Origin of the sequence: Pseudomonas sp. NPDC088368, from assembly GCF_044753445.1 — a bacterium.
GTDB classification, from domain to species: Bacteria; Pseudomonadota; Gammaproteobacteria; order Pseudomonadales; family Pseudomonadaceae; genus Aquipseudomonas; species Aquipseudomonas bambusae.
On the sequence record NZ_JBIVNG010000004.1, the window covers coordinates 82,514 to 109,408 of the forward strand.

A 26,895-nucleotide genomic window follows, 5' to 3' on the forward strand; every position below is an offset into this window, starting at 1 on the left:
CCTTTTTCAACCACGCCCCTCGTCCATCAGGAACTGGGTCCATGGTCGGATGCAGCGGGATGACCTTGGATTAGGGATTTGTTACCTTTCTCGCAGCTTTTGGGGGGCATGCTTAGTATACTTGCAATCCCGAAGTTTGAAGCCAAGGACCGAAGCCAATTGGAAGGGGGCCACTGAGAGTCTGCTCTGCTGCCTTCTTTGTTGCGACAATATGGCTGACGTGGTCAATTACATTGACACTTTACATCGTCACTGTGATTGACGATGTAAATGTTGTTGACGCGCTAATACGACAATGTAGTTTACTATGTAAACAGCATTGACTAGTGGCCTATGAATTCATGCTGCCTTTGATAAAGATTAGTTGACTTTTTCTGTGCCGCGTGGCTAGATTTGGTCAGGTGTAATTGTTGAATAATGTGATTTTATAAATAAACTTGGTGAAGCCTCTGGGCGCTGTTCAGTTGCCAGGATTGAGGTCTAAAATTACTATGCTAGTGACGGAGTTGTATTGTGTCAGATTTTTCCTATGAAATTGCTTTGGATGAAATAACAGTTTGGGTGCCATTTGTTCTTCGGCGCTTTTTCATGGAGTTGTTTAAAACAGCCAAGTGGAGTGGCGAGATACAGGCTCATGTGGTAACCAACTCCGCTATAAATCTCTTCAAGCTTGAACAGTTTGAAAAGGCATCCAAAGATGTCACTGATATAAAAGCGGAAGTAGAAGAGCTGAAGCAAGCTGCCGAAGAGCTTGAATACACTATTTTAGGAATTGAGGAAATGAAGAAGGAGTTGGCTGAATACAAGCGGGCTCATGAAAAATATATTAAAGATAATAAAAGTATCGACCTGCTAAAGCAGATGTATGAAAAACTACATTCGGAAGCGATTGCTGAATTCCATGGATTGAATAGCTCCTCGTCCGAGCAGAGAGCCAAGCTGGAGGGTGTGATATCTAGCTACAACGTTATGGATCAAGTCATGGATCTCTCGGAGATTTTACATCATTCATCGCCTGCCCGACTGCAAACTCGGCTAGATTCTATCAGGGCGAGCATCATGAAGCTATACGAAATGATACGCGACGAAATGAGACTGGATTTCAGGGCATTGCGCAGGCTGGCTCAAGAGGTACCGGGACATTTCGACCAGGAAGAGGTCGATGGAATAATGGCTCGGCTCTACATCGATGTTGAAGTATTGAATCCCCATTGCTGATCCTCTGTTGGGGGGGGGCTGACCGCTTGCAATAGCGCTCGCCGGTCAGCTGATATGATGAAGCTGGTTCTTTGCAAACCATTTTAAATATCCTCGTCTAATATCTGCGATGGGTTGCTATTCGCCGACTTGCCGCAGATTAGATTGCCGAAAATATGACTATGTTTGGTATTTTTTCCTGAATCGTACAGCCGCGATTGTTCTTCAGTAGCTTACTTTCTGGCTTTTGATCCATTCATTTACTTCCGACTCAAGCCATCTGCTTCGATTCCCAATTTTGCGATGCATCGGAAATCTTCCAGCTCTGATTTCTTTGTAAACAAAAGTGTGTGAAAAGCCAATTCGTTTACACAGCTCTTTTCTATCCAGTAATGCTTCCGACATTTTTCTAATCCATTTTTGTTGTTGATGGAGTTAGTTTATGCGTAACCGGAGATTTCTGTAAACCTCCGTAAATGCCGGTGGTGTCTTAAGAACTTGCCATCGAAATGAATCATGGCTATGAAAAGGTGATGATGAGAGATCTTAATAGTTACTTGCCGTTCGTCGGTTTTTTTAGGGCGCTTTCAATCAGATCTGACCAACGTTGCCAGAGTAGGTGCTGTTCAGCAGACTCATCTGAAATCACGTAGATCATGTCGAGTGTCTTGTCGTATTCAATCTCGTCTTTATCGTCTGCGCCATGGGCGATCATTGCGTGGATGATTCCCTTGGCGGCCTTAAAGTGGGTACGAATACCGCTCGAGAAAGACCTACGAAGATCATGTGGTGCAAACGGTTGTATGGAAAGGGTAAATCCATCAGGACGGGCGGTTTTTCGCTTTCCCAGGATGGACAGCAAGCCGTTGTTCATTGTGTTTTTACTTATTGTTCTTTCTTCGTATTCTTCGCTTGTTCGTGGTGACTGAAATACCCGATCTGAAATTTTGGGCAAGCCTTCGATGAGAGAAATCGCCAGTCTAGTGAGATAAACAGAATGCTTAGCGCCTCCTTTCATGCGTTCCGCTGGAATGTGGTAAACAGCTGCACCGCTAGGTAGTCGCTCCAGCTCGCTATGTTGCATACCCACGACTTCTTGCCGACGCATCCCGGTCAGCAGGGCAATTTGTAATGCGACTGTGGTCACGGGAAATAGATATCCAGCCTCACGATGCGTGTCGAGCATCATCCAGGTTTCAGTCAGCTCTTCCAAATTTAGCCATCTGCGGAGTTTGCCGACATGGGTCTGTTTCGTATCAAGGACTGTATCTGTAACGCCCAGCATCGGATTATCCGCTAAACTCATCTCTCCGAGATAAACTGCATGACAAAATATTTGGTTTAGCACGGTTCGGCAGATGCTTGCAGTTCGTTTGCCATCCCCCTTGTTCCCGACCTTGACCCCTGACCCTGCCTCGCTCTTGATTTTCTGAAGTAGGCGGATGCATGCCTTGCTGTCAATATTTTTGAGCTTGAGTTGCCCATAGGCCGGTTTGAGCCAGCGGGTGTATCGATTGCGATAGTCTTTAAGTGAAGAGGCACGGAGCTTTTTTTCAGCCTCTACGTACCCGAAGTATTTTTCCGCGATCTCATTGAGTGTTGGCTCTGACCACTCTGCCAGCGCGACCTCCCGCTGCTCCCGTCTAGGATCGATCCCTTGCGCAATTTTTTCTTTCAATGCGTAGTGCTTTTTGAAAGCTTCTGACAAGGTCAGCTCAGGATGAGGCGGTTCATGAGCGAAATCGATGGCAGAACCGCCTTCAAGAAGCCTAAGGCGGCTGACGAATTTTTTGGTGCCTCCTTTGTTGACGACGACGCTCAGCCCATCTCCGCATGGAATCCTGTGTTTTCTCCCTGGGTCTGGTTTGGTGTTTCGAATTTTTCGCTCCAATTCTGCTCTGCTGGCCATTTTTTGATTTCTTCTATAGGTGGGATCACTTTGGTATAATCCCACCATGATCCCACAAATCTAGTTTACAGGCAATTCCTGAGCATGACGACGGTTGAATGTCAATGCTATAAACGCCTGATTCTACGGGGGTTTTTCGGGGGGCTCTAGGTGTGGTGGTGTGAGTTAAACGGATTCGAAATCCGTTGTACTGGCGACAGTACCTAGGGTTCAAATCCCTATCTCTCCGCCATTATTAAGTACGTCAAAACCCCTGAAGTCGTTGAAGATTTCAGGGGTTTTTTCGTTTTGGCCGTGGGTTATAGGGCAAATTCAGGGCAAGGTCTGCAGGCTCGTGATCGTTCCGCGATAGACCGTTTGCGAATCTGCCAGCGTTCCTTATGCCCCCGGCGCCCCACGCTCAACCATCCGCCGCCATTCCTGCACGCTCGCACGTTCCTGCATTCTCGCGTGCCATTCGCGCAGCGCTTCACATTCTTCAGGCACCGGGAGTTTGACCAGGGCCGCGAAGATCATTCCGCCGAGAACCGCGATGTCAGCCATCGAGAAATCGTCGCCTGCAATGAAGGGCTGGTGTTTGAGCACGCTGTCGAAATAACGCATGCCTCTGACCGCCTTATCGCGCATGCGATGGCCCCATTCGGCGTTCTGATAGAGCTCGACGTGCGGGCCGAGTCCGGGAGTGGCGTGGTGAAAGTACACGCTGACCGCATCGAGAAATTCAATTTCCGCACGTTTGGTCATCATGTGAATGACGCCTTTTTCCAACGCGGTCTTGCCCGTGAGAATGGGGTCATCATCCAGCGCGTCGAGGTAGTGAGTGATGGCGGTGCATTCTGCGATGAGGGTGCCGTCGCTCAACTCAAGGACGGGCAACGTCCCGGAATAGTTGAGGGCCAGAAATGCGGCTTGCTTGTGTTCACCCTCCCAGAGTCTGACCGAGGTGAATTCGGTTTGCGGGAGCAGTCCTTTCTCCGCCAAGGCAATGCGAACTCGTGCCGGATAAGGGCCATCGAACCAGTCATGGATTTTGAACCGGGTGAGCTGAGGGGTATCGGATTGCGATGTAGAAAGGGTCATGATCTGTTACCTGCCTGTCAGTTGGTAGGCAAACATTGATATTAAAACTGCTGGCTGTCAAAGGCTACCTGTCAGTTGATAGTCTGGTGCGATGTATTAAACCCAAGGCATTCGGTCTGATACCGACTCAAATGGGGGATTCGCCCAGTCCACTGGCTGCGCTGAACAATTCATTGCGCATGGCTTGAGGCGGCTTGCCAAACGCGCGCAGGAACGCTTGGCGCAGGCGCTCTCGGTCACCGAAGCCAGTCTCTTTCGCCACCACTTCGATGGGGTGGCGGCTGGTTTCCATCATGACGCGAGCCGCTTCGACACGCAGACGCTCGATGGCCTTCGCTGGCGTCTGCCCGGTCTCCTCACGAAACACCCTGCTGAACTGACGCGGGCTGAGCCTGGCCACTGCGGCTAGCGCTTCGACAGAAAGGTCATCGGTGAGATTTTCCCGGGCGTAGGCCATCGCCAACTGTACCCGATCAGATTTAGGGTCCAGTTCGAGCATCGCTGAGACTTGGGACTGCTCGCTGCCTCGGCGCTGATAAATCACCAGTTTGCGTGCGATCTTGCGCGCCAGGTCCGCGCCCAGATCGCTCTCCACCAAGGCCAGCGCGAGGTCCACCCCGGCGCTCATGCCAGCGCCGGTCCAGATGTCACCATCGACCACGAACAGTCGGTCTTGCTCCAGTTGAACCTTAGGGTAGCGTTGTTTGAATGCTGGCGCGTGCAACCAGTGGGTGGTGGCACGTTTGCCGTCCAGGAGCCCGGCCTCGGCGAGTACAAATGTTCCCACGCACAGCGAAACCACCCGGCGCGATTGAGCCGAAGCGTCCTGCACGAACGTGAGGAGAGAGGTGTGGGCAGTGTTCAGTTCGAGGAAGCTGCTGACGATGACCGTGTCGTACCCTTCGGGCCTCATCGGCGTTGTGTTGACCGAGAAACCTTGGGATGACATGACCGCGCCGCCCGTCTCGGACACCAGATGAAACGCGTAGGCTTGCTCGCCCCGCAGCAGATTCGCGCACTCGAAAACCGACGCCAGCGATAAGCTGAGCGACTGAAATCGGGGATAAACAATCAGCGCAATGCTGTGCATCACGGTCTCCAGCTGAACGGGGGTGAGGGGATTGTCAGCGCCGACATCCGGCTTGGCAACAGGCGATAACGAAATCCGCAACGCGGTAAGGCTGGATGTCCGAATTCCTTGCGGATTCGACATTGTGGATGTTTTCTCCGACTTCTAATATCCGCTTCAACGCACTAGACGACTGGTCTACTGAGAGGCGAGTTAAATGGGTGTCCCTGAAATAAGAAACGTGAAGCAGAGCATTCTGGATGTCGCCAAGTTACTCGTGAGCCATAAAGGTTTTTCGGCGGTGGGGCTCAATGAAGTGCTTCAGGCTGCTCAGGTGCCGAAGGGGTCGTTCTACCACTACTTCGGTTCTAAAGATGCATTCGGTGTAGCGTTGCTCGATGGCTATTTCGAAACGTACTTGCAAGACATGGCGTATATCTTCACTACCACCGGGTTATCCGAACGTCAGAAGCTTGACCGGTATTGGCAACAATGGATTGAGAACCAGACCGGCGAAACCGATGCGCGAAAATGCCTGGCGGTGAAGTTGGGCGCTGAGGTCGCTGATTTATCCGAGCCTATGAGGCTGGCGCTTCATCGCGGTACCGCAGGGGTGATCGACTGCCTAAGCCGGTCTCTATCACGGGGCGTTCAGGATAAGTCCGTGGTACTGAAGGGGGATGCCTATCATGCAGGTCACCAACTGTATTACTTGTGGCTAGGCGCTAGCGTGATGGCAAAGATCACGGGAACGATCACCCCGTTCGACCACGCGCTTTCGATGACGCACACGGTATTGATGTCACTTCCCTAGTTAGTTCTGTGTTACGGGCTGCTCCTATCGGATCTTCTTTAAATTGATCGGAGGGGACTCGCGTGGCCCGACGTATTGAAACGTGGTTAAGCAACATCCTCTAAGACCCACTAATCTGGAGATTTAAATAATGGCAACTGCTTCTCTTAAAAACGCATCGGACAGTCTCTTCAACGGAACTTATTACCTGAGTATCGCGGGTAAACTTGTCGAGGCCCAAGATTCATTCGACGTGATGAACCCTGCGACGGGGCAAGTGCTGGCTCATGCACCTGCCGCGACGGTGGAACAACTCGATGAGGCCGTGGCCGCTGCGAAAGCCGCCTTCAAAAGCTGGTCGGCGTTGAGCTATGACGACCGCGAACGCTATCTGGTCGCCTACGCCGATGCGCTTCAAAAACATCGGGATGAGCTCGCGGTGCTGCTAACGCTGGAGCAGGGCAAGCCGCTCAAGACCATGGCAGAGCCGGAAGTGGACCAGGCGATTTCCTGGATTCGCCAGATCGCGGCGCGACGCATCCCTGTGGAAATCCTCGAAGACAATGAGAGCCACATCGTCGAACTGCATCACACACCGCTGGGTGTGGTCGGGGCGATCACACCCTGGAATTTCCCGGTGTTGCTCGCGCTATGGAAAGTGGCGCCCGCATTGCTGACCGGCAACACCATGGTCATCAAACCCTCGCCGTTCACGCCGCTGACAACCCTGCGTTTCGGGCAGATCGCGCAGTCGGTATTACCTGCCGGTGTGTTGTCGATCGTCTCCGGTGGCAATGAGCTGGGACCGCACATGACCGCTCATCCGGACATCGCGAAAATCAGCTTCACCGGATCGACCGAAACTGGCAAGCACGTGATCCGGTCAGCGGCAGGGACAGTCAAGCGTCTGACCCTGGAAATGGGCGGCAATGACGCGGCCATCGTCCTGCCCGACGCGGATTGGAAGTCGATCATTCCACAGCTGTTTTGGGGCGCGATTGGCAACTCGGGCCAATGGTGTGTCGGCATCAAGCGTCTGTACATCCATCGCGCTTATCACGACGCCTTCGTTTCGGCGTTTGTCGACTACGCCCGGCAACAGACGCTCGGCGACGGGCTGGACCCTAAAGTCACGGTCGGGCCCGTCCAAAACAAGATGCAGTTCGAGAAAGTTCGCGAGTTCCTCGACGACATCCGGGCGAATGGCCAAAAGGTCGTTCTGGGTGGCGAGGTGGACGAGACCCGTGCGGGGTATTTCATCCCCGTGACGGTCGTGGATAACCCGCCGGAAGACGCGAAGATCGTACAGCAAGAGCAGTTTGGTCCCATCGTTCCGATCATCGTGTACGACGATGTCGATGACGTCATCCGACGCGCCAACGACAGTCCGTTCGGCCTCGGCGGTTCGGTGTGGGGTCGCGACACTCAGGCAGCAGTGGCGGTGGCCAATCGCCTGGAAACCGGGATGGTCTGGGTCAACGAAATGCACACCCAAGGCGTGGATATCCCCTTCGGCGGCCATAAGCAGTCGGGTGTCGGCACAGAGGGTGGGCATGAGGGTCGACTGCTGTTCACCAACCCGAAAACCGTACTCATCAAGAAGTGAGCGAATGCACGGTCCCTCTCGGCAGGGACCGCTTTCGCCACGCTTCGACGTCTTCCCATTTACTGATCCGGAATATGAATATGAACCATCCTTCGCTGTTCACCCCCGTGCAACTGGGCGGGCACACGTTAAAAAATCGCATCGCCTTTCCACCGTTGACCCGCCAAAGAAGCGCCCAGCCAGGAGATGTCGCCTCTGACTTGATGGCCGAGTATTACCGCCAGCGGGCGTCGGCAGGTTTCATGGTCACTGAGGGCACGCAGATCGAGCCTCGTGGGCAGGGCTATGCCTGGACGCCCGGCATTTATTCCGATGCGCAGATCGAAGGCTGGCGTAAGGTGACCGACGCGGTTCATGGCGATGGCGGGGTTATTTTCGCGCAACTCTGGCACGTAGGTCGTGTTTCCCATCACGCCTTGCAGCCCGACGGCGCTGCGCCTATTGCACCCTCCGCGATTGCGGCGACCAACGCCAAGGCTTTCATCGAAACCTCGGCAGGCGCCGGCGAACTCGTTGTGCCATCGCTGCCCCGGGCATTGGGCGTGGCCGAAATCAAAGCGCTGGTCAGGTTTTATGCCGACGCCGCACGCAATGCAATAGCGGCCGGTTTCGATGGCGTGGAAATTCATGCAGCGAACGGTTATCTGGTGAATCAGTTCATTTCCGAGCACGCCAATCAGCGGGACGATGAATACGGCGGCTCGCTGGAAAACCGCCTGCGTTTTCTGAGCGAGATCGTTCAGGCGGTTTCGCAGGCCATCGGCGCGGATCGTCTGGGCGTCCGTTTCGCGCCCCTGTTTACCACCACCGATCAGGACCGGGTGTACATCGGCATGGTCGAGAGCGACCCGCATGACACCTACATCGAAGCCGTCAAAGTGCTGGAGCGCGCGGGCGTTGCCTACGTCTCGATCGCCGAAGCGGACTGGGATAATGCCCCCGATCTGCCTGAGTCATTTCGACGTGACGTGCGCCGCACATTCAGTGGCCGAATCATGTACGCAGGCCGCTACACGGCAGAGCGCGGAGCGCGGTTAGTCGACGCGGGGCTGGCAGATTTGATCGCTTTTGGCCGTCCGTTCATCGCCAACCCCGATCTACCGGCGCGGATTGTCAACGGCTGGCCGTTGAACCCCGTGAATCCAGCGACGCTCTACGGCGGCGCCGAAGCGGGTTTCACGGATTACCCGGCCTACGCGGGCTGACCGCAGCGCAGACAAGCGGTGTGGCTGAGGGATCGCGAAACGGGCGATGCGAGGAGCGAAGGGATTGACCGCTCGAAATTACAATGAGCCGTCATTGATCTGGACAGGAGTGTTGGAAAGTGCGCCCCAGCGGGGCGCACGTGCTTACGACTTACTCATCCCAAGGACGGTCGCCGTTCTCATCCTTGACGCGGGTCGGGAGACCCATCACATCGAGGGCTTTCAGGAACGCCTTGGCAGGCAGTTCTTCGACGTTGACCATGCGCTTCACGTCCCACTCGCCACGGGCGACGAGGAGGGCGGCGGCGACCGGTGGGACGCCGGCGGTGTAGGAGATGCCCTGGCTGTCGGTTTCGGCGAAGGCTTCTTCGTGGTCGGCGACGTTGTAGATGAACACTTCGCGCGCCTTGCCGTCCTTGGTGCCTTTGACCAGGTCGCCGATGCAGGTCTTGCCGGTGTAACCCGGTGCCAGCGAGGCGGGGTCTGGCAGCACGGCCTTGACCACTTTCAGCGGAACGATTTCGACGCCTTCAGCGGTTTTGACCGGCTGTTCGGACAACAGGCCGAGGTTTTTCAGGACGGTGAATACATTGATGTAGTGCGCGCCGAAGCTCATCCAGAAGCGCACGTTGGGCACGTCGAGATTTTTCGAAATCGAGTGCACTTCATCGTGGCCGGTGAGGTAGAGGTCTTGGGCGCCGACGACGGGCAGGTCGTCCGTGCGTTTGACTTCGAACATGGTGTTGCTGGTCCACTGGCTGTTCTGCCAGCTCCACACCTGTCCGGTGAATTCGCGGAAGTTGATTTCCGGGTCGAAGTTGGTGGCAAAGTATTTGCCGTGTGAGCCGGCATTGACGTCGAGGATGTCGATCGAATCAATGCGGTCGAAATAGTCTTGCTGCGCCAGGGCTGCGTAGGCGTTGACCACGCCCGGGTCGAAGCCGATGCCGAGGATGGCGGTGATGTTTTTCTGTTGGCACTCTTCGAGGTGTTTCCACTCGTAGTTGCCGTACCAGGGCGGCGTTTCGCACACTTTGCCCGGCTCTTCGTGGATCGCGGTGTCCAGATAAGCCACGCCGGTGTCGATGCAGGCACGCAGGACAGACATGTTGAGGAACGAGGAACCGACGTTGATCACGATCTGTGATTCGGTTTCCAGAATCAGCGACTTGGTCGCTTCGATGTCCAGCGCGTTCAAGGCGTAAGCCTTGATCTCTGCAGGCTGCTTGAGGCTGCCTTTGGCGTTCACGCTGTCGATGATGGCCTGGCACTTGGAGATGTTACGCGACGCGATAGCAATACGACCGAGTTCGTCGTTGTGCTGCGCGCACTTGTGGGCCACCACCTTGGCGACACCTCCCGCACCAATGATAAGAACGTTCTTCTTCAATTTATTTCTCTCTCCTTTCTGCCAGCTTACGAGAGGCTGGACAGGTAGTCGTCAAAACCAAACTCACGAACCACTTCAACTGTACCGTCGAGTTGTTTCACTGCGATGGACGGCATTTTCAGGCCGTTGAACCAGTTCTTCTTGACCATGGTGTAACCCGCTGCGTCCACGAAGGACAGCCGATCGCCGATGGTCAGCGGACGATCGAATTGGTATTCGCCAAAGATATCGCCAGCCAGGCAGGATTTACCGCACACCATGTAGGTGTGGTCGCCTTCGCTCGGGGCCAGCTTGGCGTCGAGGCGATAGATCAGCAGATCGAGCATGTGCGCTTCGATGGAGCTGTCGACCACGGCCAGGTTTTTGCCGTTGTAGAGGGTGTCGAGCACGGTCACTTCCAGCGAAGCGCTCTGGGTGATTGCCGCTTCGCCTGGTTCCAGATACACCTGCACGCCATATTTCTGCGAGAACGCTTTCAGGCGTGCGCAGAATGCGTCGAGTGGGTAGCCTTCGCCGGTGAAATGAATGCCGCCGCCGAGGCTGACCCATTCCACTTTGTGCAGCAGATGGCCGAAACGTTCTTCGATGGTCGACAGCATTTTGTCGAACAAGCCGAAGTCGCCGTTCTCGCAGTTGTTGTGGAACATGAAACCGGTGATCTGCTCGATCACTTTTTCGATTTTCTCCGGGTCCCATTCGCCGAGACGGCTGAACGGACGCGCCGGGTCGGCGAGCAGGTAATCGGAGCTGCTGACTTGCGGGTTCACGCGCAGGCCGCGCACCTTCTCGGCGCAGGCAGGGGCGTGGCGCTCTAGCTGGCTGATGGAGTTGAAGATGATCTTGTCGCAGTTGGCGAGCATCTCTTCGATCTCGTCATCTGCCCAGGCGACGCTGTAGGCGTGGGTTTCGCCTTCGAACTTCTGACGGCCCAGCTTCAGCTCATAAAGAGAAGAAGACGTGGTCCCGTCCATGTACTGCTGCATCAGGTCGAACACCGACCAGGTCGCGAAACACTTGAGTGCCAGCAGGGCTTTCGCACCGGATTGCTCGCGCATGTACGCGATCTTTTCCATGTTGCGCAGCAGCTTTTCTTTGTCGATAAGGTAGTACGGCGTTTTGATCATTTCGTGGCCTCCAGCAATGCCAGCCGAAAAAGGACGGGGATTGTGCCTTCACTCGAAAGGGATCGAAAGAGTGAAACCGTTTTTTTGCCGCTTTATGCGACGTTCGTGACCGAATTCCGGCTCTGTTGAAATATCTTGTGTTCAATCGAGCCGTCATTAGCGGTCGGTCAGCTTTGCCGCACACTGCCGGATAAACATGACAGTCGAGGCGCGGGTCTCTGTCAAAGCGCTGAAAACTCTTTTATGCTTTGCTGTGAATACGTATGCAATCAGCCCTGAAACAAATCCTGCCGGAGACAAGACTGTGGCAAATGAATACGAAATGTTGGGCATGCCGTCCTTTCGGCTGGACGGCAAAGTTGCCTTGATCACAGGCGCTGGCACAGGCATTGGTGCCGGGACCGCGCTGGCGTTCAGCGCTGCGGGTGCTGAGCTGGTCTTGGTGGCCCGGACCCAGAGCAATCTGGACCAGGTGGCCGAGGTCATTCGCGAACGGGGTGGGAACGTCACGACGGTGGTGTGCGACGTCACCGACCGCGCCGCGATTCGCGCGGTGATCAACGGAATTCCCAAGCTGGACATTCTAGTGAATAACGCCGGGACCAACTTCCCCGAGCCGATGCTGGACGTCACCGACGAGCACCTGGACACGGTGATCGATCTCAACGTCCGTGCCTGCTTCGTCACCGCTCAAGCGGCCGTGCGCAAGATGCTGGAAAACACCGGGCCGGACACGGGCGTGATCATCAACATCTCTTCGCAAATGGGCCATGTCGGTTCGCCAAACCGCACGGTGTATTGCATGACCAAGCATGCGGTGGAAGGGTTGACCAAGGCCATGGCCGTCGAGCTGGCGGACCGTGGCATTCGGGTCAACACGCTGTGCCCGACGTTCGTGGACACGCCGATGGTGCGCAAGATCGTCGACACCCCAGAGAAGGAAGCGTTTCTGGTCTCGAAGATTCCCATGGGGCACATGGCGAAGATGGAAGACGTGATCGGCGCGGCGCTGTACCTCGCCGGGCCTTCGGCACGAATGGTCACCGGCACGTCCCTGAAAGTGGACGGCGGCTGGACAGCGCAATAACCGGTGAGCCACCCCTCATTTGAAAGAGGGGTGGCGGTAGCCCTCAGTCGCGCTCGAATATTCGCCGCTGGGCGCTGAATGCCATGAGCGCGCGATCACGCCACGCCCGCCGCGTTTCAAGCTGATCGTGTGCCAGAAACTCGCGGCGCTGGGCTTCGATGTTCGCGATCAGTTCAGGGCTCCATTCCTGTTCATGGGTACGCGAATCGGCGATGCCGCGATAGAGCGGTCCCAGTCGCTGCGCGTAATCCGCCACGCCGCCGACGGCGTTCAGGTCAATCGTTTCGAATGGGCCCATGAACGACCACCGCCAGCCGAGGCCGTCGCGCACCGTCTTGTCGATGTCCTCGCAACTCGCAACACCATCCTCCACCAACGCCCAAGCTTCTCGCAGCAGCACCGCTTGAAGGCGATTGAGCACAAAGCCGTCGACCTCCTTGCGCACGTGCACCACGCTCTGGCCCACGGCGTCCATCAACGCGGCCGTGAACTCGACGACCTCGGGCGCGGTTTCCGGAGAGGGCACGATTTCCACCACGGGCACCAGGTACGGCGGGTTGACCGGGTGTGCAATGACCACCCTCGGCGTGATGTTCAAACCCAAGGCAAATGCTGAAGCAGGAATGCCTGACGTCGAGCTGCCGATGATCAGGTCTGGCGCGGCCACGGCCTCCAGTTCGAGCATCAGGGCGCGTTTGACGTCGGTGCGTTCGAGGATCGATTCCTGCACGTAGATCGCGCCTTCAACGGCGTGGGCCAGGCTGTCGCAAACGGTCAGCCGCGACAGGATCTTGTCGGCCGGTTCGCTCAGCAAACCGTGGGCCGTGAGGTCGCCGATCTGCTGTTCGATCAGCGGCACGGCGGCGTTGGAAATCGCCGGGTTGGCGTCGTAGATCCGTACCGCCAATCCGGCGCGGGCGAAGACCAGTGCCCAGCCGGAACCGACCAGACCGGCCCCGACGATGGCGACGGGACGGCTTTGGGTCAGGGTTTCAAGTTCATGCTTCATTGTTCACCTTTGACAGCTGTTGGTCGCCCAGGCAGATCTCCGTGACCTGCAGGCCCTGAGGCGTCAGGCGGGACGGGTAGACATCCTTGAGGCGTTCTTCATGGATCGGGATCAAGCGTTTGAAGTCCTGATCGACGACGTTGAGCATCGCGACGGTGGCCATCACCAGATTTTCCTGGCTTCCTGACGCCAGGCCCACCGGCGTAATCGCCAGCTCGCCGAGTACTTCGCCGTTGCCGATTTCAGCGTTTTTGAGGAAGTTGTCGTAGCTGTAGACCAGGTCACCCGCCAGCACGTAAGAGTCTTGGGATTCACGGGCCAGGTCGTTACGCACATGCACCCACATCGAGGCGAACGTATGGCTGTCGTAGGCGACGTGTAAGTCGATGCCTGGCAGGAAGTCGGCCATGTCGCCATCCACGCAGCGCAAGCGCCCGTCCTTGGCGAGGGTGACGGCGCGCAGCACGTCAGACGGATCGGTGGCGATCATCATCCAGTGCTGATGGCCTTGCGGGAGTGACATCACCCAGATCCACTTCGCCAGCTCTTTTTCCTGAATGTAGAAGGTCGCATTGGGGAAGGCGTCGGTGTTGCCAAGGTGGTCGAAGTGCGCGTGGGTGAGGATCACCGTGTCCACTTCCTCCGGCGTCACGCCGCATTGAGCGAGGACTTCAGTAGGCGAGTGCCAGTTGCCGACGCCGAATTTCTTTTCAAGGTAGGCGCCGTAATCCTTACTGTTGTAGCCGACGTCGATCATGATCGTGCGGCCATGCCCTTTGATCAGCACGTAGCAGTAGGGCAGTTTGCGCGTGCCCTGATTGTGCGCGCCGAAGATGATACCGCTGACCGGATAAAGCTCCACGGCGCTGTATTCGAGCACCCAGATGGAATAAGCATTGCCTGGCATAAGTCACCTGTTGTTTTTATGGGGTGAACGGAAGAGGTTGCTCAGCGTTACTCAACGCTTGCAGCGGAATGCAGCAGGCGCAGCCGTCTGCGAAGTCCACGGTTTGAAGGCGGGTTTCCGGGTCGGCGGCGCACCGAAGCATCGAACATGCCGCTTCCAGCGCCTTGACCATGCGCGGGATTTCGTCGCGCAATTGATCGGGGCTGTTGACGGTTCGGCGCAGGGAGCGTGCGATGTCGTCCACGTGGGCGGCAGCCTTTGAAAGGTGCCGATAATGTTCGGTGGCCATGGCGGGTGGCCGAACCGTTAGCAGGCTGCAACGGCATTCCTCGATCTGCTCCAGCGGCGTGGACGCGAGGTTGTAATAGGCCTCGAAGCAGCTTCGCGCCTGGCCCAGAATCAGCAGCCCGCCCAACTGGCCGATGATGCCGTTGAGCTGGTCGAAATACGGGCGAATCTGCCCGCAGTAGGCCACCCATTCATCCAGCCGAACGCCGATGCCGATGGCGTCCGTGGTGCTGTGTTCGGCGTCTTTGTAGGCGTGTCGAGCGAGGCCGAAACGGGTCGAGTTGAGCGTCAATGTCATGTGTGCCCTCCCATGGCCCGAGCCCGAAGGCTCAGGCACGCGTGCGTTCACTGCGCGTCGAACGCCTTGGTTTTGGTCAGGTGATACAGCCCTTGAGGCGCGTCGCATTTGGCGCAGTTGATGCCCGGCTCATTGGCGGCGGCGCGGGCGGCGTCCTCAGGCAGCGGCTGAATGGTCGCGCCCGGCGTAGGGATGCCGTCGGTGGCGGACTGCAAGGAAATTTCCGGCAGCAGCGTTTGGTCGAACACCTCAGTCACGAACGAATCCGGCACCTTGCCTTCAGCGAGCGCGTTGCATTCGAGGGTGACTTTGTCGCCTTTGCATACGGTCACTTTGTCGGCCGGCACCCAGGGCAGCGCGTACTCGATGTTGTGGACTTTCATCTCACGCTTGCCTTGCAGCTGTTCCATCATCAGCTTGAACGCGAGACCGGCTGCCGCGGGTGGCGAACCGGACGACACGCCGCGCAGCCCTTTGGCCTGATAGTCGGGATTGGCCAGGCCCAGGCGGAAGCCGTTGGAGTTTTCACCGGTCATCGGCACCAGCTTGTGGTTGGCCGCGAGCAGCGCTTTGAGCGCGCCGTTCTCGCCCGCCTGCGCCCAGATGCCTTCGACGTCCGGGTGCGCGGCGAGGGCCTTGGCGGTTTCCTGTTGGGTCGTGCGGTCGTCCCAATAGCCGTAATACTCGGCGACGATCTGAATGCCGGGGTATTTCTTGAACACGCTCATCGCGCCGTCGTAGTGACGCTTGTCCACCGAGTTGCCGGGTACGCCACGGCTCAGGAAAATCTTGCCTTTGCCATGCAGTTCGTTGACCAGCGCCTGAGCGGTGTTTTCGCCGAAACCGGCGGTGATGTAGCTGACGTTGTACGCGCACGGCTCGGTGACCGTGGCGTCATACATGTAGAAGAGGGTGCCTTTTTCACAGCCGCGTTTGACCGTTCGGTTCAACGCGGTGGGGGAGACCGGGAAGCTCACCACGCCATCGGCGCCTGCCGCGATCATGCTCTCGTAGGCCGAGATTTGAGCCTGCACGTCGGTGCCTGAAATCACCTCGCGCAGCTCGACCATTTTGTCGTACGGCGGGGTCTTGGCCAGCGCCTTCACCAGATTCGCCGCTTCGGATTGCCAGGCGTTGCCGCTGTAGCTGAGGCTCAGGTAAATAATGTAATGATCCTTCACCGCCGCGTTCGCCGTCACCGGCATCGCCCCGAGCATCAACGGAGCGATCACCCCGGCAAGCAGCGCCGTCATTTTGCCGCGCAGCCGGGACACCTTGAATTCACGTGCTCTCTTCATTTTCATCCGCCTTTTGGTTGTTGTTAGCCGTTATGAAATTCGGTGAAGGTCGTTCAGGTCTTGCGTTTGGAGTGCCTCAGCGAGCGCAGCCAGTCCATCGCACCTTCGTGCTGGAGCAGAATGGCCAAGAGGATGATTGCCCCGGAAATGACCGTCCTCCAGCCTTGGGAAAAGCCGAGGCTGGAAATGATCATGTCCAGAATGGTGAGCAGCAGCGCGCCAGCGAGGGTGCCGACGAAACTGCCGCGACCGCCGCTGATGGACGATCCGCCGATCACCACGGCCGCCACGGAGGGCAATAGATACGGGTCGCCCATGCGCAACGTCGCGCCGTTGGAGTACCCCACCAGCAGCATGCCGGTGATGCCTGCGAGCACGGCGCACAACGCGTACGTCATGACCGTGAGGCGCAAGGTGTGCAGCCCGGCGAAACGTGCGGCGGTCGGGTTGGAGCCGAGCGCATAAAGCCGGGTGCCGAAACGGGTGCGTGATTGCACGATGAAAGCGATCACGGCGCCAATGATCGTGAACAGCACGATCACCGGAATCCCCGCCACACGACCGCTCATGAGCCAGGTGAACGCCTTGGGCGATACGCCGTTGGGCGAACCACCCGTGGCGCCGAGGCAGAGGCTGTAGACGATGATGCCCATCGCCAGGGTCATGATGAACGCCGGGACTTTGAACACGCCGATGCCCAGCCCGTTGACGACCCCGACCACCGCGCAGACGCCCAGCACCGCGCAGGTTTTGAGTACGCCGCCGTCGGCACCCACCCACACCGCCGTCAGAATGCCGCCTAGGGTGATGACCGAGGGAATGGATAAGTCGAGCCCGCCAATCAGCACCACCAGGCCTTGTCCAAAGGCAACCACCACCAGAAACGAGCACAGGATCAGGATCGTCTCCAGTTGCTGATAACCCCCTGCGTTGGGGTTGATCCATTTCGCCGCCAGCAGTGCCAGCACGCACAGCATGAAAACGCCGACGATGTTCAGGGTTTCACGGGAGACCCGCGAGGACTTGCGATGGTCGGTGGCGACGTCGTTCACGGGGGCTGCCTGTCGGGTATCAGTCGATTCGATTCGTGCGCTCGTCATGTCAGGCCCTCCGCTGGTTGAACCATTCGCCGGCGTTCATCAGGCTGACCGCAACGATCATGACGATGCCCTGCAGCAGGCCGATGTAGAACGATTGCACACCGATGGAGAACAGCAGTTTCTGCAACAACATCAAGCTCGCCGCGCCGATGATGCTGCCGGTGAGCCCGCCCATGCCGCCGCGAAATGACGTGCCGCCCAACGCGATGGCGGCGAAGGTCAGAAGCAGCAGCGTGTTGCCTGCATTCGGGTTGCCGGTCGCGGTTTGTGCAGACAGCATGTAGCCGCTCAGGCCATAGAGGGCGCCTGCGATGACAAAGGCTAGACAGCGCGTACGTTGCACCTGAATGCCGGACAGCGCGGCGGCATGTTCATCCTGGCCGACCGCGTACAGTGCGACGCCGAAATTGGTCTTGCGTAACACGGCCCACAGAGTGACGACGGCCAGCAGCACCAGCCCGGACACCGGAATGCCGCCCACGGTGTCGGTCAGCGTTTCGCTCAGCCATTCCGCGACCGAGCCGCCGGGCGCATCGAGAATCACCAGCGCCAGACCGCCGGTCATGATCATCGTCGCCAACGTCACGGCGATGGACTGAAAGCGGCCGTAGGCAACCAGCACACCGTTCACCAAACCGACCAGCGCACCGATGCCAAGAGCGATTCCGAGGCTGACCAACGCGCCCGTCGCGTCTTCCAGCGGGTAGCTCGCCAGAATCACGTTGACCAGCGAGATCACCCCCGCGACCGACAGATCGAACCCCTTCAGCAGCACGATCAGCGTGCCGCCCGCTGCGGCAATCGCGAGCGGCGAGGCGTTGTTCACCAGATCGCTGAACGCGGACACACTCAATGCGCTGCGCTCCACGCTGGCGTAGGCCACGAACAGCACGACATACAGCAGCGCCGCTGTCCCTGCGCCACTTTTGGAAAACCGTTTGAGACGCGAAGACAGTGTGCTCATGCCGCTTCTCCTTCGCCGTGTCGACGATGCCCTGTCGCGGCGGCCACCAGACGGGTCTCCTCAATGGCCTCGCCTTCGAGTTCGGCCGCGATCCGGCCCTCGTAGATCACCAGACAACGATCACTCAAGCGCACCAGTTCGGCCAGCTCGGAAGAGTAAAGAAGCACCGCGCCGCCTTTGCGCGCGAAATCTTCGATGGCCAGATAAAGGGCCTGTTTGGTGCCGACATCGACGCCCCGTGTCGGGTCAAACAGCAGCAATGTATTGGCCCCGGTCAGCAGCACCCGCCCCAGCAGGGCTTTCTGCTGATTGCCGCCGGACAGCTCGTTGATGCGGAAATCCAGATAGCGCTCTTGAAGATCGACCTGACTGGCCACGCGGGTCGCCAGTTGGCGTTCGCTTTTGCGCGACACCAGCCCCATCAATCCGATGCGGTCCAGCGCCGAGACCGCCATGTTCGAGCGCACGGCCAGGTCAGCAAAGATGCCTTGGGTCTTGCGCTCTTCGGGCAACAGTGCGACCTGAATGCCAGCGGCAAGGGCGGCGGATGGGGAGTTGATCGTGGCGGGCTTGCCGTCGACCTTGATCTCTCCGGCCCGCTTGGGAATCAGGCCGTACAAAGCGTGAAAAAGGTCGCATTGACCCTGTCCGTCGAGACCGGCCACGCCGACGATTTGACCGGGGTACAGCTTGAGGTTGAGGTGCTTGACCATCCCCGCGTCCAGCCCGGCCACCTCAAGTCTCGGTCTCGGTCTCTGCCGCGAAGCTTCTGACGCGCTCAGGCTGGCGTTCCTGGCCGTGGCCGCCATGCGCTGGCCGACCATCATTTCGAATATCTTCGCGTCGTCGGTGTGTTGAAGGTCCGTGGTGCCAATGCTGCACCCGCTGCGCAACACGGTGGCCCGGCTGCACAGCTGGCGAATTTCGTTGAGGCGGTGGGAGATATAAAGGACGGCGGTGCCTTTGGCGGTCTCCTTGCGGATCAGGTCGAACAGCCAGTCGGTGGAGGGCAGAACGGCGGTCGGTTCGTCGAGGATCAGCAGGGAAGGGCGGTGACTCAGGGCTCTAACGATCTCCAGCCGCTGTCGATCGGCCAGGGACAGTTCGCTGACCAGCAGGGTCGGGTCCAGCTCGCCAAGCCCGAACGCGGTCAATGTGTCGAGGGCGGCCTGGGTGTTTCGTGACCTGGAGTTCAAACCCGCCCAACCTTTGCTCTGCTTGGGCAAGGCGAGGTTTTCTGCGACGGTCAGGTTGGAGAGCAGGCTGAGTTCCTGGAAAGCCGTGGTCACGCCGTTGGCACGGGCCTGCAGAATGGAGCGGGGCGCGTAGGGGCGGGCGTCGGACTGCATCGTCCCTTGATTCGGCGTCACGACGCCGGTGAGTATCTTCACCAGCGTGGACTTGCCCGCGCCGTTTTCGCCGAGCAGCGCGTGCACCTCGCCCGGAAAGATCTGAAAACTGACGCCGCCGAGGGCGTGGGTCGGTCCGTAAGACTTGCACAGGCCTTCGACCTGCAATATCGGATTCTGAGGGTGTTCGGACGCCTGCATCGCCATCACCTGCTGTTTTTTTTATTGTTCTATCCGGACAGCGCCCGACCGCTGAAGTCAGCGGGTTTGCGCTGTGGTGGTCTGCGTCGCAATCTGGATTGCAAGGGTTTGCATACGCATGCATCGGAGTCTAGGAGCAACCTCTCGAAGTGGTCAAGAATATTCGGACGCATTGGCGGTCGATCAGCGTTCAGGGTTCCTGACAAGGGTTTCACTGGGCAACTGCCATCGTGCTGCGCCATCATTTGGTCATCGTTCAAGCGACAAAATGTCGCAATTGCGTCGAGACGAGTAAGATAGGCACCCTGATTTTTCATCTCCCCCCATTTTTTCGGACGGAACCTGCGTCGAGCGTCGTGAAAAACCGACCTCCGGGGTTTCCTTTCGAGCACGTATTGACAGAGCAAATAGAGAAAAGGCGATTACTGATGACCAAGACCTCGCGACCTTTGTATATCTCCTACGCTGGCCCGTCGTTGCTGGAGATGCCACTCCTCAACAAGGGCAGCGCGTTCACGCCCCAAGAGCGTGTGGATTTCAACCTCATCGGCCTGCTGCCGCAAAACGTTGAAACCATCGAAGAGCAGTCGACCCGCGCCTACAGCCAATACCAGCAGTGCGCCAGCGATCTCGACAAGCACATCTACCTGCGGTCGATCCAGGACAACAACGAAACCCTGTTCTTCCGCCTGCTGGATTCGCATCTGGAAGAGATGCTGCCAATCATCTACACCCCGACCGTGGGTCAGGCGTGTCAGGAATTCTCCAAGATTTACCGCACTCACCGCGGTTTGTTCATTTCCTACCCGGACCGCGACCGCATCGACGACATCCTGCGCAGCGCGACGAAAGACCGCATCAAGATCATCGTGGTCACCGACAGCGAGCGCATTCTCGGCCTGGGCGACCAGGGCATCGGCGGCATGGGCATCCCGATCGGCAAACTCTCCTTGTACACCGCGTGTGGCGGCGTCAGCCCGGCGTACACCCTGCCGATCGTGCTGGACGTGGGCACCAACAACCAGGAACTGCTGGACGACCCGATGTACATGGGCTGGCGCAACAAGCGCGTGACCGGCAAAGAATATGAAGACTTCATCGCGCTGTTCATCGAAGCCGTCCAGCGTCGCTGGCCTGACGTGCTGTTGCAGTTCGAAGACTTCGCCCAGACCAATGCCATGCCGTTGCTGGAGAAATACCGCGACGAGCTGTGCTGCTTCAACGACGACATTCAGGGCACCGCTTCGGTCGCCGTGGGTACGCTGCTCGCAGCGTGCAAGGCCAAGAACGAAACCCTGGGCCAACAGCGCGTGGTGTTCCTGGGCGCCGGTTCCGCGGGTTGCGGCATTGCCGAGCACATCATCGCGGCCATGGTCATCGAAGGCCTGAGCGAAGCCGAAGCACGCAAGCGCGTGATGATGGTTGACCGTTTCGGCCTGCTGACTGACAGCATGGACAACCTGCTGGACTTCCAGAAAAACCTGGCGCAGAAAGCGGGTGATGTGACGGGCTGGTCGAGTGGTTCGGGCTACCCTGAACTGCTGGACGTGGTCACCAACGGCAAGCCGACCGTGCTGATCGGCGTGTCGGGCCAGCGCGGCCTGTTCACCGAGCAGATCATCCGCGAAATGCACAAACACTGCGCCAAGCCGCTGGTGATGCCGCTGTCCAACCCGACCTCGAAAGTGGAAGTCACCCCGCAGGAAGTCCTGACCTGGACCAACGGCGACGCACTGGTCGCAACCGGCAGTCCGTTTGCGCCTGTGACTGTAGGCGATCGCACGTTCCACATCGCACAGTGCAACAACTCCTACATCTTCCCGGGCATCGGCCTGGGCGTCATCGCGGCCAAAGCCACGCGCATCACCGACAAAATGCTCATGGCTGCGTCGAATGCACTGGCTGAATGCTCGCCGATGGTCACCGGCAAAGGCGATGCTGTCCTGCCACCACTGAAAGAAATTCAGGAAGTGAGCAAGAAAATCGCCCTGGCCGTGGCCAAACAGGCACAAGCCGAAAACGTCGCGCTGGAAACCACGGAAGAGATGCTGGTGGACGCCATCGAACGTAACTTCTGGATGCCGAACTACCGTAGCTATCGTCGTAGCGCGGTGTAAGCGAGGCATGCCTCGCTGGAGAACGTGACTGTCGACGCCGCTTTGGCGGCTTCTGCACGTGATTAGCGGTGGATCTGAAACCGCCCCACGGCAACGTAGGGCGGTTTTTTGTTCAGACCGCGTTGAGGCGATCAACCATGTCCGGGAATTTATCGACCAGCCTGATCAGCAGCGCCGCCTGGGCGTTAGGCCAGGACTTCTCTTGCTCCCAGTTACGCAGTGTGCTGGCGCTGGTGCGAATGCGTCTGGCGAATACGTTCTGCGACATGTGCAAACGCTCCCGCAGAGCGATGATTTCCTGAGCCGAAACGTCTGGCGCAGGTTTTTCCAGGAACGTATCGCTGCGCAGGGTAATTTTTCCTTGTCGATGCGCGGCCATTTCCTCGACCCCTTGCATCATCTCTGCGAATAGATCGCGTTTTTTGCTCATTGCGTGCCTCGTTTCTTCAGTTCCGAGAGGATGACTTCCTTCAATTGCCGTTCTTGATCGGAAGACAGTTTCTCAAGCTCGTCCTTGTCGTAGATGGAGAACATCCAGAATTGCCCGTCACTGAGCAGCCAGTAATAGATCATTCTCAGCCCACCCCGTTTGCCTTTTCCTCTTCGCAAATCGGGCCAGCGCAGCTTCCGGAATCCTCCGGTTCTCGGCATCAGATCCCCCATGGTAGGGTTTGCCATCAACGCTAGCTGAAGTGTGCGATAAGCCTCTTCGTCCAGATAGTCGGGACGGAGGCAGCTGAAAGCCGACGTTTCAAAAAAATACAGCATCCATAGAAATATACGCAAATCGATTATGGTTGTGAGTGAGTGCCGCTACCTTACCCACAAGCCAACGCTCTCTCATTCAGATTTTTGCCACGATCTGTTGCGCAGATTTTTCCTACAAAAAAGCCGTCAAACCCCACCTTTTGTTCTCATCCTTTTCACAAAAAATTGATGGCCCTCTGCCTAAAGTTTGCGATGTCGAAGAAGCGTTTTCGTTTTTGATCGGCATTCTCTTTTCAGGCACGCAGATCCCTCCATGCTGAACGTAAAAGCAGTTCGTCCCGAGCTCGTGACCGTGCTCGCCAGTGTTTTTTTGCTGGTCGGGTTTAACCTGACGCTGTGGCAGCACCTGTTTACCATTACCGACTTCAACGGTAAGGGGCTGTTATTGCGTGGCGCGTTTGCCGTGATGGTTTTTTGTGCCTTTAATATTTTTCTGACGTTGTTTGCCTTCAAGAAGGTATTAAAGCCGGTGTTGATCGCTTTATTCATGATCAGCGCGGGTGTCACGTATTACATGGGCGAATACGGGGTCATGATCGATGCGGGGATGTTTCGCAATTTCGCTGAGACCAACATCACCGAAGTTCAAGGACTGCTGTCGTTAAAACTGTTTATTTATCTGTTTGCACTGGGCGTCGTGCCATCCGTAGTGCTGTGGAACGTGCCGGTCAACTACCGTCGCTGGCCGCGCGAAGTGTTGAGCAAAGTGGTCGTGAGTGCCGTCTGCTCGTGCGTTATCGGTGGTGTGGCGCTGATGAACTATCAAGGGCTGTCGTCGCTGTTTCGCAACCATCACGAATTGCGCCTGATGGTGGTGCCAAGCAATTACATTGGTGCGTCGGTGGGTTACCTGAGCGAGCAGATCAAATCCGCGCAGAAGCCGTTCCTCAGCATCGGCCAGGACGCGCAACTGGCCAGCGACTGGCAGCAACACCCGCGTAAGTCGCTGACGGTACTGGTGGTGGGCGAGAGTGCCCGGGCCGAGAACTTTGGCATTCTGGGCTACAGCCGCGACACCACGCCGCAATTGAAGAAAGAGCCCGGTCTGCTGACCTTTACCGATGTTCACTCCTGTGGCACCGAAACCGCCGTATCGGTGCCGTGCATGTTCTCCAACATGGGGCGCAAGGATTACGACGCGAGCACGGCGAAGAACGAGGAGGGCATGCTCGACGTGCTCAAGCGCGCCGGTCTCGACGTGATCTGGCGTGATAACCAGTCGGGCTGCAAAAGCACTTGCGACCGTGTGACCCTGCAAGATGTCAGTAACCTCAAGGACCCGTCGTTGTGCGCCAATAACGAGTGCCGCGACGAGATTCTGCTGCAGGGTTTGCAGCATTTTATCGACACGCTGGACAAGGACACCGTGTTGGTCCTGCATCAAATGGGCAGCCATGGCCCTGAGTACTTCAAGCGTTATCCAAAAGAGTTCGAGAAATTCACACCGGTGTGCGAAAGCAATGCCCTGAATAATTGCTCTCGGGAAAGTATCGTCAACGGATACGACAATACTTTGCTGTACACCGACCATGTATTGGCGACGCTCATCGATATTCTGCGCAGCAACCAGAATAAAGTGGACACGGCGATGCTGTATCTGTCCGATCACGGCGAGTCGCTGGGGGAATACAACTTGTTCCTGCATGGCACGCCTTACATGTTGGCGCCGGATCAGCAAAAACACGTACCAATGATTGCCTGGTTCTCCGACAACTATCAGCAGTCGTTTGCGGTGAACACGCATTGTTTGCAAAAGGAACGCAATGCACCGTTGAGCCAGGACAATCTGTTCCATTCGATGTTGGGCCTGCTGAAAGTGCACACCCAAGTCTATAATCCGGCGCTGGACATGTTTGCCGGCTGCCGGGGGATTTATACGGACGGGGTACTGGCGAATGAGTGAACACACCACCGACCAGCACCCGGCGCAGCAATACGTGCAGCGCCATGAGCAGGGGTTGGCCAGACGCTTGAGCCTTTGGCGCGACGCCCAACTGGCCCGTCAGGCGCTCCGTGACGCGAGCGAGCCAGGGCTGGTGCTGGACGTGCCCTCTGGGTCCGGGCGTTTCTGGCCCGTATTAGCCGAGCATTCGAATCGGGTGATTCTGGCGGCGGACCCGTCCACCGACATGCTTGAAATCGCTGAAGCGCAGTCGAGTGCCGAGGTGCGCAAGCGGATTCGCACGTTCCAGAGCTCGGCGTTTTCCATCGGGCTGTCCGAGAACGCGGTCGATTGCATCTTTTGCATGCGGCTGTTCCATCACGTGGCGGATCGGGACAAGCGCCAGGCCATCCTTGAGGAGTTCTATCGCGTCACCCGCGACACGGCCATTGTTGCGCTGTGGGTCGATGGCAACATCAAGGCGTGGCGACGCAAGCGTCAAGAATGCCAAAGGCTCGCTTCGGGCGATTCGACTGCCGTGCGCAATCGCTTCGTGGTGTGCCGCGCCGACATTGAGTCGGAGTTTGCCGAGGCCGGGTTCCGGATCATCGGTCACCACGACTTTCTTCCCGGCTACGCCATGTGGCGAGTGTACGTATTGAGCAAAAACGGCTGAATGATCCGATGGACGGTCGCGGTTCATCCTCCCATCGCCAAACACGCAAGATGAAGTTGTTCGAGACTTGTAGGACGGATGCCCGGTAAACGCTCATAGCGATATATACTGCGCGCCATTCTTCAAGGGAGAGCCGTGTGGCCATCGATATTCACTGGATTCGCGACGACGACAGCCTCGCCCGACACTGCGCAGAGTGGCAGACGCTGCCATTCGTTGCCCTCGACACCGAATTCATGCGGGTCGATACCTTCTATCCCATCGCCGCGCTCTTGCAGATCGGCGACGGGTCGCGCGCCTACCTGATCGACCCGTTGCTGATCAACGCATGGAAACCCCTGGCCGCCCTGCTGGAAAACCCTGACGTCATCAAAGTCGTTCATGCTTGCAGCGAAGACCTTGAAGTCCTGCTGCGCCTGACCGGCAGCCTGCCCGCGCCGCTGTTCGACACCCAACTCGCCGCCGCCTATCTGAACCTCGGGTTCTCGATGGGCTATTCGCGCTTGGTGCAGGAAGTCCTGAACATCGAGCTGCCCAAAGGCGAAACCCGCTCGGACTGGCTGCAACGTCCGCTTTCGGACACGCAAATCAGCTACGCCGCCGAAGACGCCGTGCACCTGGCCGAGGTCTACAGCCTGCTGCGCCCGCGCTTGTCCGATGAAAAATACGCCTGGGTGCTGGAGGACGGCGCCGAACTGGTCGCCAACCTGCGGCGGGAAACCGATCCCTACGAGGTCTATCGCGACGCCAAGCTGGCGTGGAAACTGTCCCGTGCCCAGTTGAACGTGCTGCGCGAACTCTGCGCCTGGCGCGAGCAGCAAGCCCGCCTGCGCAATCAGCCGCGCAATCGGGTGCTGCGTGAGCATTCGTTGTGGCCACTGGCAAAGACCCAGCCCGATAACCTCGGGGCGTTGGCGAAAATTGAAGACATGCACCCCAAGACCGTGCGTCAGGATGGCGAGTTTCTGCTCGACCTGATCAAAAAAGCCGGCAGTGTCACCCCCGATCTGTGGCCGCCAGCCTTGCCTGAGCCATTGCCGATTGAAGCGTCGAACGTACTGAAAAGCCTGCGCGCCATTGGCCAGCAACAAGCCGAGCACCTCGACATGGCGCCGGAGCTGATGCTGCGCAAGAAGACGCTCGAAGCCCTGCTCAAGACCGGTTTCCCAGACGGTCCCTATAAACTGCCCGATTCGTTGCGTGGCTGGCGCCGCGAATTGATGGGCCAGATGCTGCTCGACAGCCTGGCCAACGCCGGAGAACAGCCTTGAAACGTATTTGCTCCATTTATCGCAGCCCACGCAGAAATGAAATGTACCTCTATGTGCTCAAGAGCGATGCGCTTGAGCGCGTGCCGGTCGAACTGCTGAGCGCATTCGGCAAGCCGCATCACGCGTTCGATCTGGTCCTCTCCCCGGAGCGCGCGCTGGCCCGTGAAGACATTCACGCAGTGCTGGCGAACCTGGAAAAGCAGGGCTATCACCTGCAAATGCCGCCGGCCGAAGATGAGTACATCGAGCACCTGCCTGAAGAGTTGCTGCGCCGCAACGACCCGATCTGACCCACTTTCGACCCTGC

Annotated in this window: 25 protein-coding genes; 10 read left to right on the forward strand and 15 right to left on the reverse strand. The window is 57.7% G+C overall.

The window, feature by feature from the left end; translation table 11 throughout:
- Nucleotides 1–513 precede the first annotated feature (513 nt).
- Nucleotides 514–1,218, forward strand: a complete 705-nt coding sequence (locus ACIQAL_RS09385) for a hypothetical protein (protein ID WP_401144692.1) — start codon at nucleotides 514–516, stop codon at nucleotides 1,216–1,218.
- Between the two features lie 204 nt (nucleotides 1,219–1,422).
- Here ACIQAL_RS09385 and ACIQAL_RS09390 read toward each other — a convergent pair whose 3' ends face one another.
- From ACIQAL_RS09390 to ACIQAL_RS09405, 4 genes are all read right to left on the reverse strand, one after another.
- Nucleotides 1,423–1,602, reverse strand: coding sequence for a helix-turn-helix transcriptional regulator (locus ACIQAL_RS09390; RefSeq protein ID WP_401144694.1), 180 nt, complete (start codon nucleotides 1,600–1,602; stop codon nucleotides 1,423–1,425).
- A gap of 148 nt (nucleotides 1,603–1,750) precedes the next feature.
- Nucleotides 1,751–3,106 (reverse strand): tyrosine-type recombinase/integrase, encoded by a 1,356-nt coding sequence (locus ACIQAL_RS09395; RefSeq protein WP_401144696.1) that lies wholly within the window; start codon nucleotides 3,104–3,106, stop codon nucleotides 1,751–1,753.
- 378 nt (nucleotides 3,107–3,484) lie between these two features.
- Entirely contained in the window at nucleotides 3,485–4,186 is a 702-nt protein-coding gene (locus ACIQAL_RS09400) for a glutathione S-transferase (RefSeq protein WP_401144698.1), read from the reverse strand.
- Between the two features lie 127 nt (nucleotides 4,187–4,313).
- The gene (locus ACIQAL_RS09405) at nucleotides 4,314–5,276 is read right to left on the reverse strand and encodes a GlxA family transcriptional regulator (RefSeq protein WP_401144700.1); all 963 of its coding nucleotides are present in this window, start codon (nucleotides 5,274–5,276) and stop codon (nucleotides 4,314–4,316) included.
- 196 nt (nucleotides 5,277–5,472) lie between these two features.
- Here ACIQAL_RS09405 and ACIQAL_RS09410 point away from each other — a divergent pair, with 196 nt between their 5' ends.
- From ACIQAL_RS09410 to ACIQAL_RS09420, 3 genes are all read left to right on the forward strand, one after another.
- A complete protein-coding gene (locus tag ACIQAL_RS09410; protein WP_401144702.1) occupies nucleotides 5,473–6,069 on the forward strand; it encodes a TetR/AcrR family transcriptional regulator in 597 nt (198 codons plus the stop codon).
- 130 nt (nucleotides 6,070–6,199) lie between these two features.
- Nucleotides 6,200–7,654 (forward strand): aldehyde dehydrogenase family protein, encoded by a 1,455-nt coding sequence (locus tag ACIQAL_RS09415; protein WP_401144704.1) that lies wholly within the window; start codon nucleotides 6,200–6,202, stop codon nucleotides 7,652–7,654.
- 80 nt (nucleotides 7,655–7,734) lie between these two features.
- Nucleotides 7,735–8,859, forward strand: a complete 1,125-nt coding sequence (locus ACIQAL_RS09420) for an alkene reductase (RefSeq protein WP_401144706.1) — start codon at nucleotides 7,735–7,737, stop codon at nucleotides 8,857–8,859.
- A 151-nt stretch (nucleotides 8,860–9,010) separates the two neighbouring features.
- Here the strand turns inward: ACIQAL_RS09420 and ACIQAL_RS09425 are convergent, their stop codons facing one another.
- Both ACIQAL_RS09425 and ACIQAL_RS09430 read right to left on the reverse strand, forming a co-directional pair.
- Nucleotides 9,011–10,249: a saccharopine dehydrogenase family protein gene (locus tag ACIQAL_RS09425; RefSeq protein WP_401144707.1), complete on the reverse strand. Its 1,239-nt coding sequence runs from the start codon at nucleotides 10,247–10,249 to the stop codon at nucleotides 9,011–9,013.
- A 26-nt stretch (nucleotides 10,250–10,275) separates the two neighbouring features.
- Nucleotides 10,276–11,373 (reverse strand): carboxynorspermidine decarboxylase, encoded by a 1,098-nt coding sequence (locus tag ACIQAL_RS09430; RefSeq protein WP_401144709.1) that lies wholly within the window; start codon nucleotides 11,371–11,373, stop codon nucleotides 10,276–10,278.
- A 304-nt stretch (nucleotides 11,374–11,677) separates the two neighbouring features.
- Between ACIQAL_RS09430 and ACIQAL_RS09435 the strand changes: the two genes are divergently transcribed.
- On the forward strand, nucleotides 11,678–12,460 hold the full coding sequence (locus ACIQAL_RS09435; protein WP_401144711.1) for an SDR family NAD(P)-dependent oxidoreductase: 783 nt from the start codon (nucleotides 11,678–11,680) through the stop codon (nucleotides 12,458–12,460).
- A gap of 43 nt (nucleotides 12,461–12,503) precedes the next feature.
- Here ACIQAL_RS09435 and ACIQAL_RS09440 read toward each other — a convergent pair whose 3' ends face one another.
- From ACIQAL_RS09440 to ACIQAL_RS09470, 7 genes are read right to left on the reverse strand one after another with little or no spacing between them, the layout of a single operon-like run.
- The gene (locus tag ACIQAL_RS09440) at nucleotides 12,504–13,469 is read right to left on the reverse strand and encodes a 3-hydroxyacyl-CoA dehydrogenase (protein ID WP_401144713.1); all 966 of its coding nucleotides are present in this window, start codon (nucleotides 13,467–13,469) and stop codon (nucleotides 12,504–12,506) included.
- A complete protein-coding gene (locus tag ACIQAL_RS09445) occupies nucleotides 13,459–14,376 on the reverse strand; it encodes an N-acyl homoserine lactonase family protein (protein WP_401144715.1) in 918 nt (305 codons plus the stop codon). Before ACIQAL_RS09445 ends, ACIQAL_RS09440 begins: the two co-directional genes overlap by 11 nt.
- A gap of 16 nt (nucleotides 14,377–14,392) precedes the next feature.
- Nucleotides 14,393–14,962, reverse strand: a complete 570-nt coding sequence (locus ACIQAL_RS09450; RefSeq protein ID WP_401144717.1) for a hypothetical protein — start codon at nucleotides 14,960–14,962, stop codon at nucleotides 14,393–14,395.
- Nucleotides 14,963–15,009: 47 nt separating this feature from the next.
- A complete protein-coding gene (locus tag ACIQAL_RS09455; RefSeq protein ID WP_401144718.1) occupies nucleotides 15,010–16,260 on the reverse strand; it encodes a sugar ABC transporter substrate-binding protein in 1,251 nt (416 codons plus the stop codon).
- A gap of 53 nt (nucleotides 16,261–16,313) precedes the next feature.
- A complete protein-coding gene (locus ACIQAL_RS09460; RefSeq protein WP_401144720.1) occupies nucleotides 16,314–17,360 on the reverse strand; it encodes an ABC transporter permease in 1,047 nt (348 codons plus the stop codon).
- 1 nt (nucleotide 17,361) lies between these two features.
- Nucleotides 17,362–18,324 carry an ABC transporter permease gene (locus tag ACIQAL_RS09465; protein WP_401144722.1) on the reverse strand — a complete coding sequence of 321 codons (963 nt, stop codon included), beginning with the start codon at nucleotides 18,322–18,324 and terminating at the stop codon, nucleotides 17,362–17,364.
- Entirely contained in the window at nucleotides 18,321–19,874 is a 1,554-nt protein-coding gene (locus ACIQAL_RS09470) for a sugar ABC transporter ATP-binding protein (protein WP_401144724.1), read from the reverse strand. Before ACIQAL_RS09470 ends, ACIQAL_RS09465 begins: the two co-directional genes overlap by 4 nt.
- A 428-nt stretch (nucleotides 19,875–20,302) precedes the next feature.
- Here ACIQAL_RS09470 and ACIQAL_RS09475 point away from each other — a divergent pair, with 428 nt between their 5' ends.
- Nucleotides 20,303–21,991 (forward strand): NAD-dependent malic enzyme, encoded by a 1,689-nt coding sequence (locus ACIQAL_RS09475; protein ID WP_401144726.1) that lies wholly within the window; start codon nucleotides 20,303–20,305, stop codon nucleotides 21,989–21,991.
- 112 nt (nucleotides 21,992–22,103) lie between these two features.
- On the opposite strand, the gene ACIQAL_RS09480 is transcribed toward ACIQAL_RS09475, so the two are convergent.
- Together ACIQAL_RS09480 and ACIQAL_RS09485 are read right to left on the reverse strand one after the other, a co-directional pair.
- Entirely contained in the window at nucleotides 22,104–22,421 is a 318-nt protein-coding gene (locus tag ACIQAL_RS09480) for a helix-turn-helix domain-containing protein (RefSeq protein ID WP_401144728.1), read from the reverse strand.
- Nucleotides 22,418–22,759 carry a toxin gene (locus tag ACIQAL_RS09485; protein ID WP_401144730.1) on the reverse strand — a complete coding sequence of 114 codons (342 nt, stop codon included), beginning with the start codon at nucleotides 22,757–22,759 and terminating at the stop codon, nucleotides 22,418–22,420. Before ACIQAL_RS09485 ends, ACIQAL_RS09480 begins: the two co-directional genes overlap by 4 nt.
- Nucleotides 22,760–23,012: 253 nt before the next feature.
- Between ACIQAL_RS09485 and ACIQAL_RS09490 the strand changes: the two genes are divergently transcribed.
- From ACIQAL_RS09490 to ACIQAL_RS09505, 4 genes are all read left to right on the forward strand, one after another.
- Entirely contained in the window at nucleotides 23,013–24,662 is a 1,650-nt protein-coding gene (locus ACIQAL_RS09490; RefSeq protein WP_401144732.1) for a phosphoethanolamine transferase, read from the forward strand.
- Nucleotides 24,655–25,317: a class I SAM-dependent methyltransferase gene (locus ACIQAL_RS09495; protein ID WP_401144734.1), complete on the forward strand. Its 663-nt coding sequence runs from the start codon at nucleotides 24,655–24,657 to the stop codon at nucleotides 25,315–25,317. The genes ACIQAL_RS09490 and ACIQAL_RS09495 overlap by 8 nt, the downstream gene beginning before the upstream one ends.
- Before the next feature lie 137 nt (nucleotides 25,318–25,454).
- Entirely contained in the window at nucleotides 25,455–26,588 is a 1,134-nt protein-coding gene (gene rnd, locus ACIQAL_RS09500; RefSeq protein ID WP_401144736.1) for a ribonuclease D, read from the forward strand.
- Nucleotides 26,585–26,878: a YcgL domain-containing protein gene (locus ACIQAL_RS09505; protein ID WP_401144737.1), complete on the forward strand. Its 294-nt coding sequence runs from the start codon at nucleotides 26,585–26,587 to the stop codon at nucleotides 26,876–26,878. The genes rnd and ACIQAL_RS09505 overlap by 4 nt, the downstream gene beginning before the upstream one ends.
- The last annotated feature ends 17 nt before the right edge of the window (nucleotides 26,879–26,895 follow it).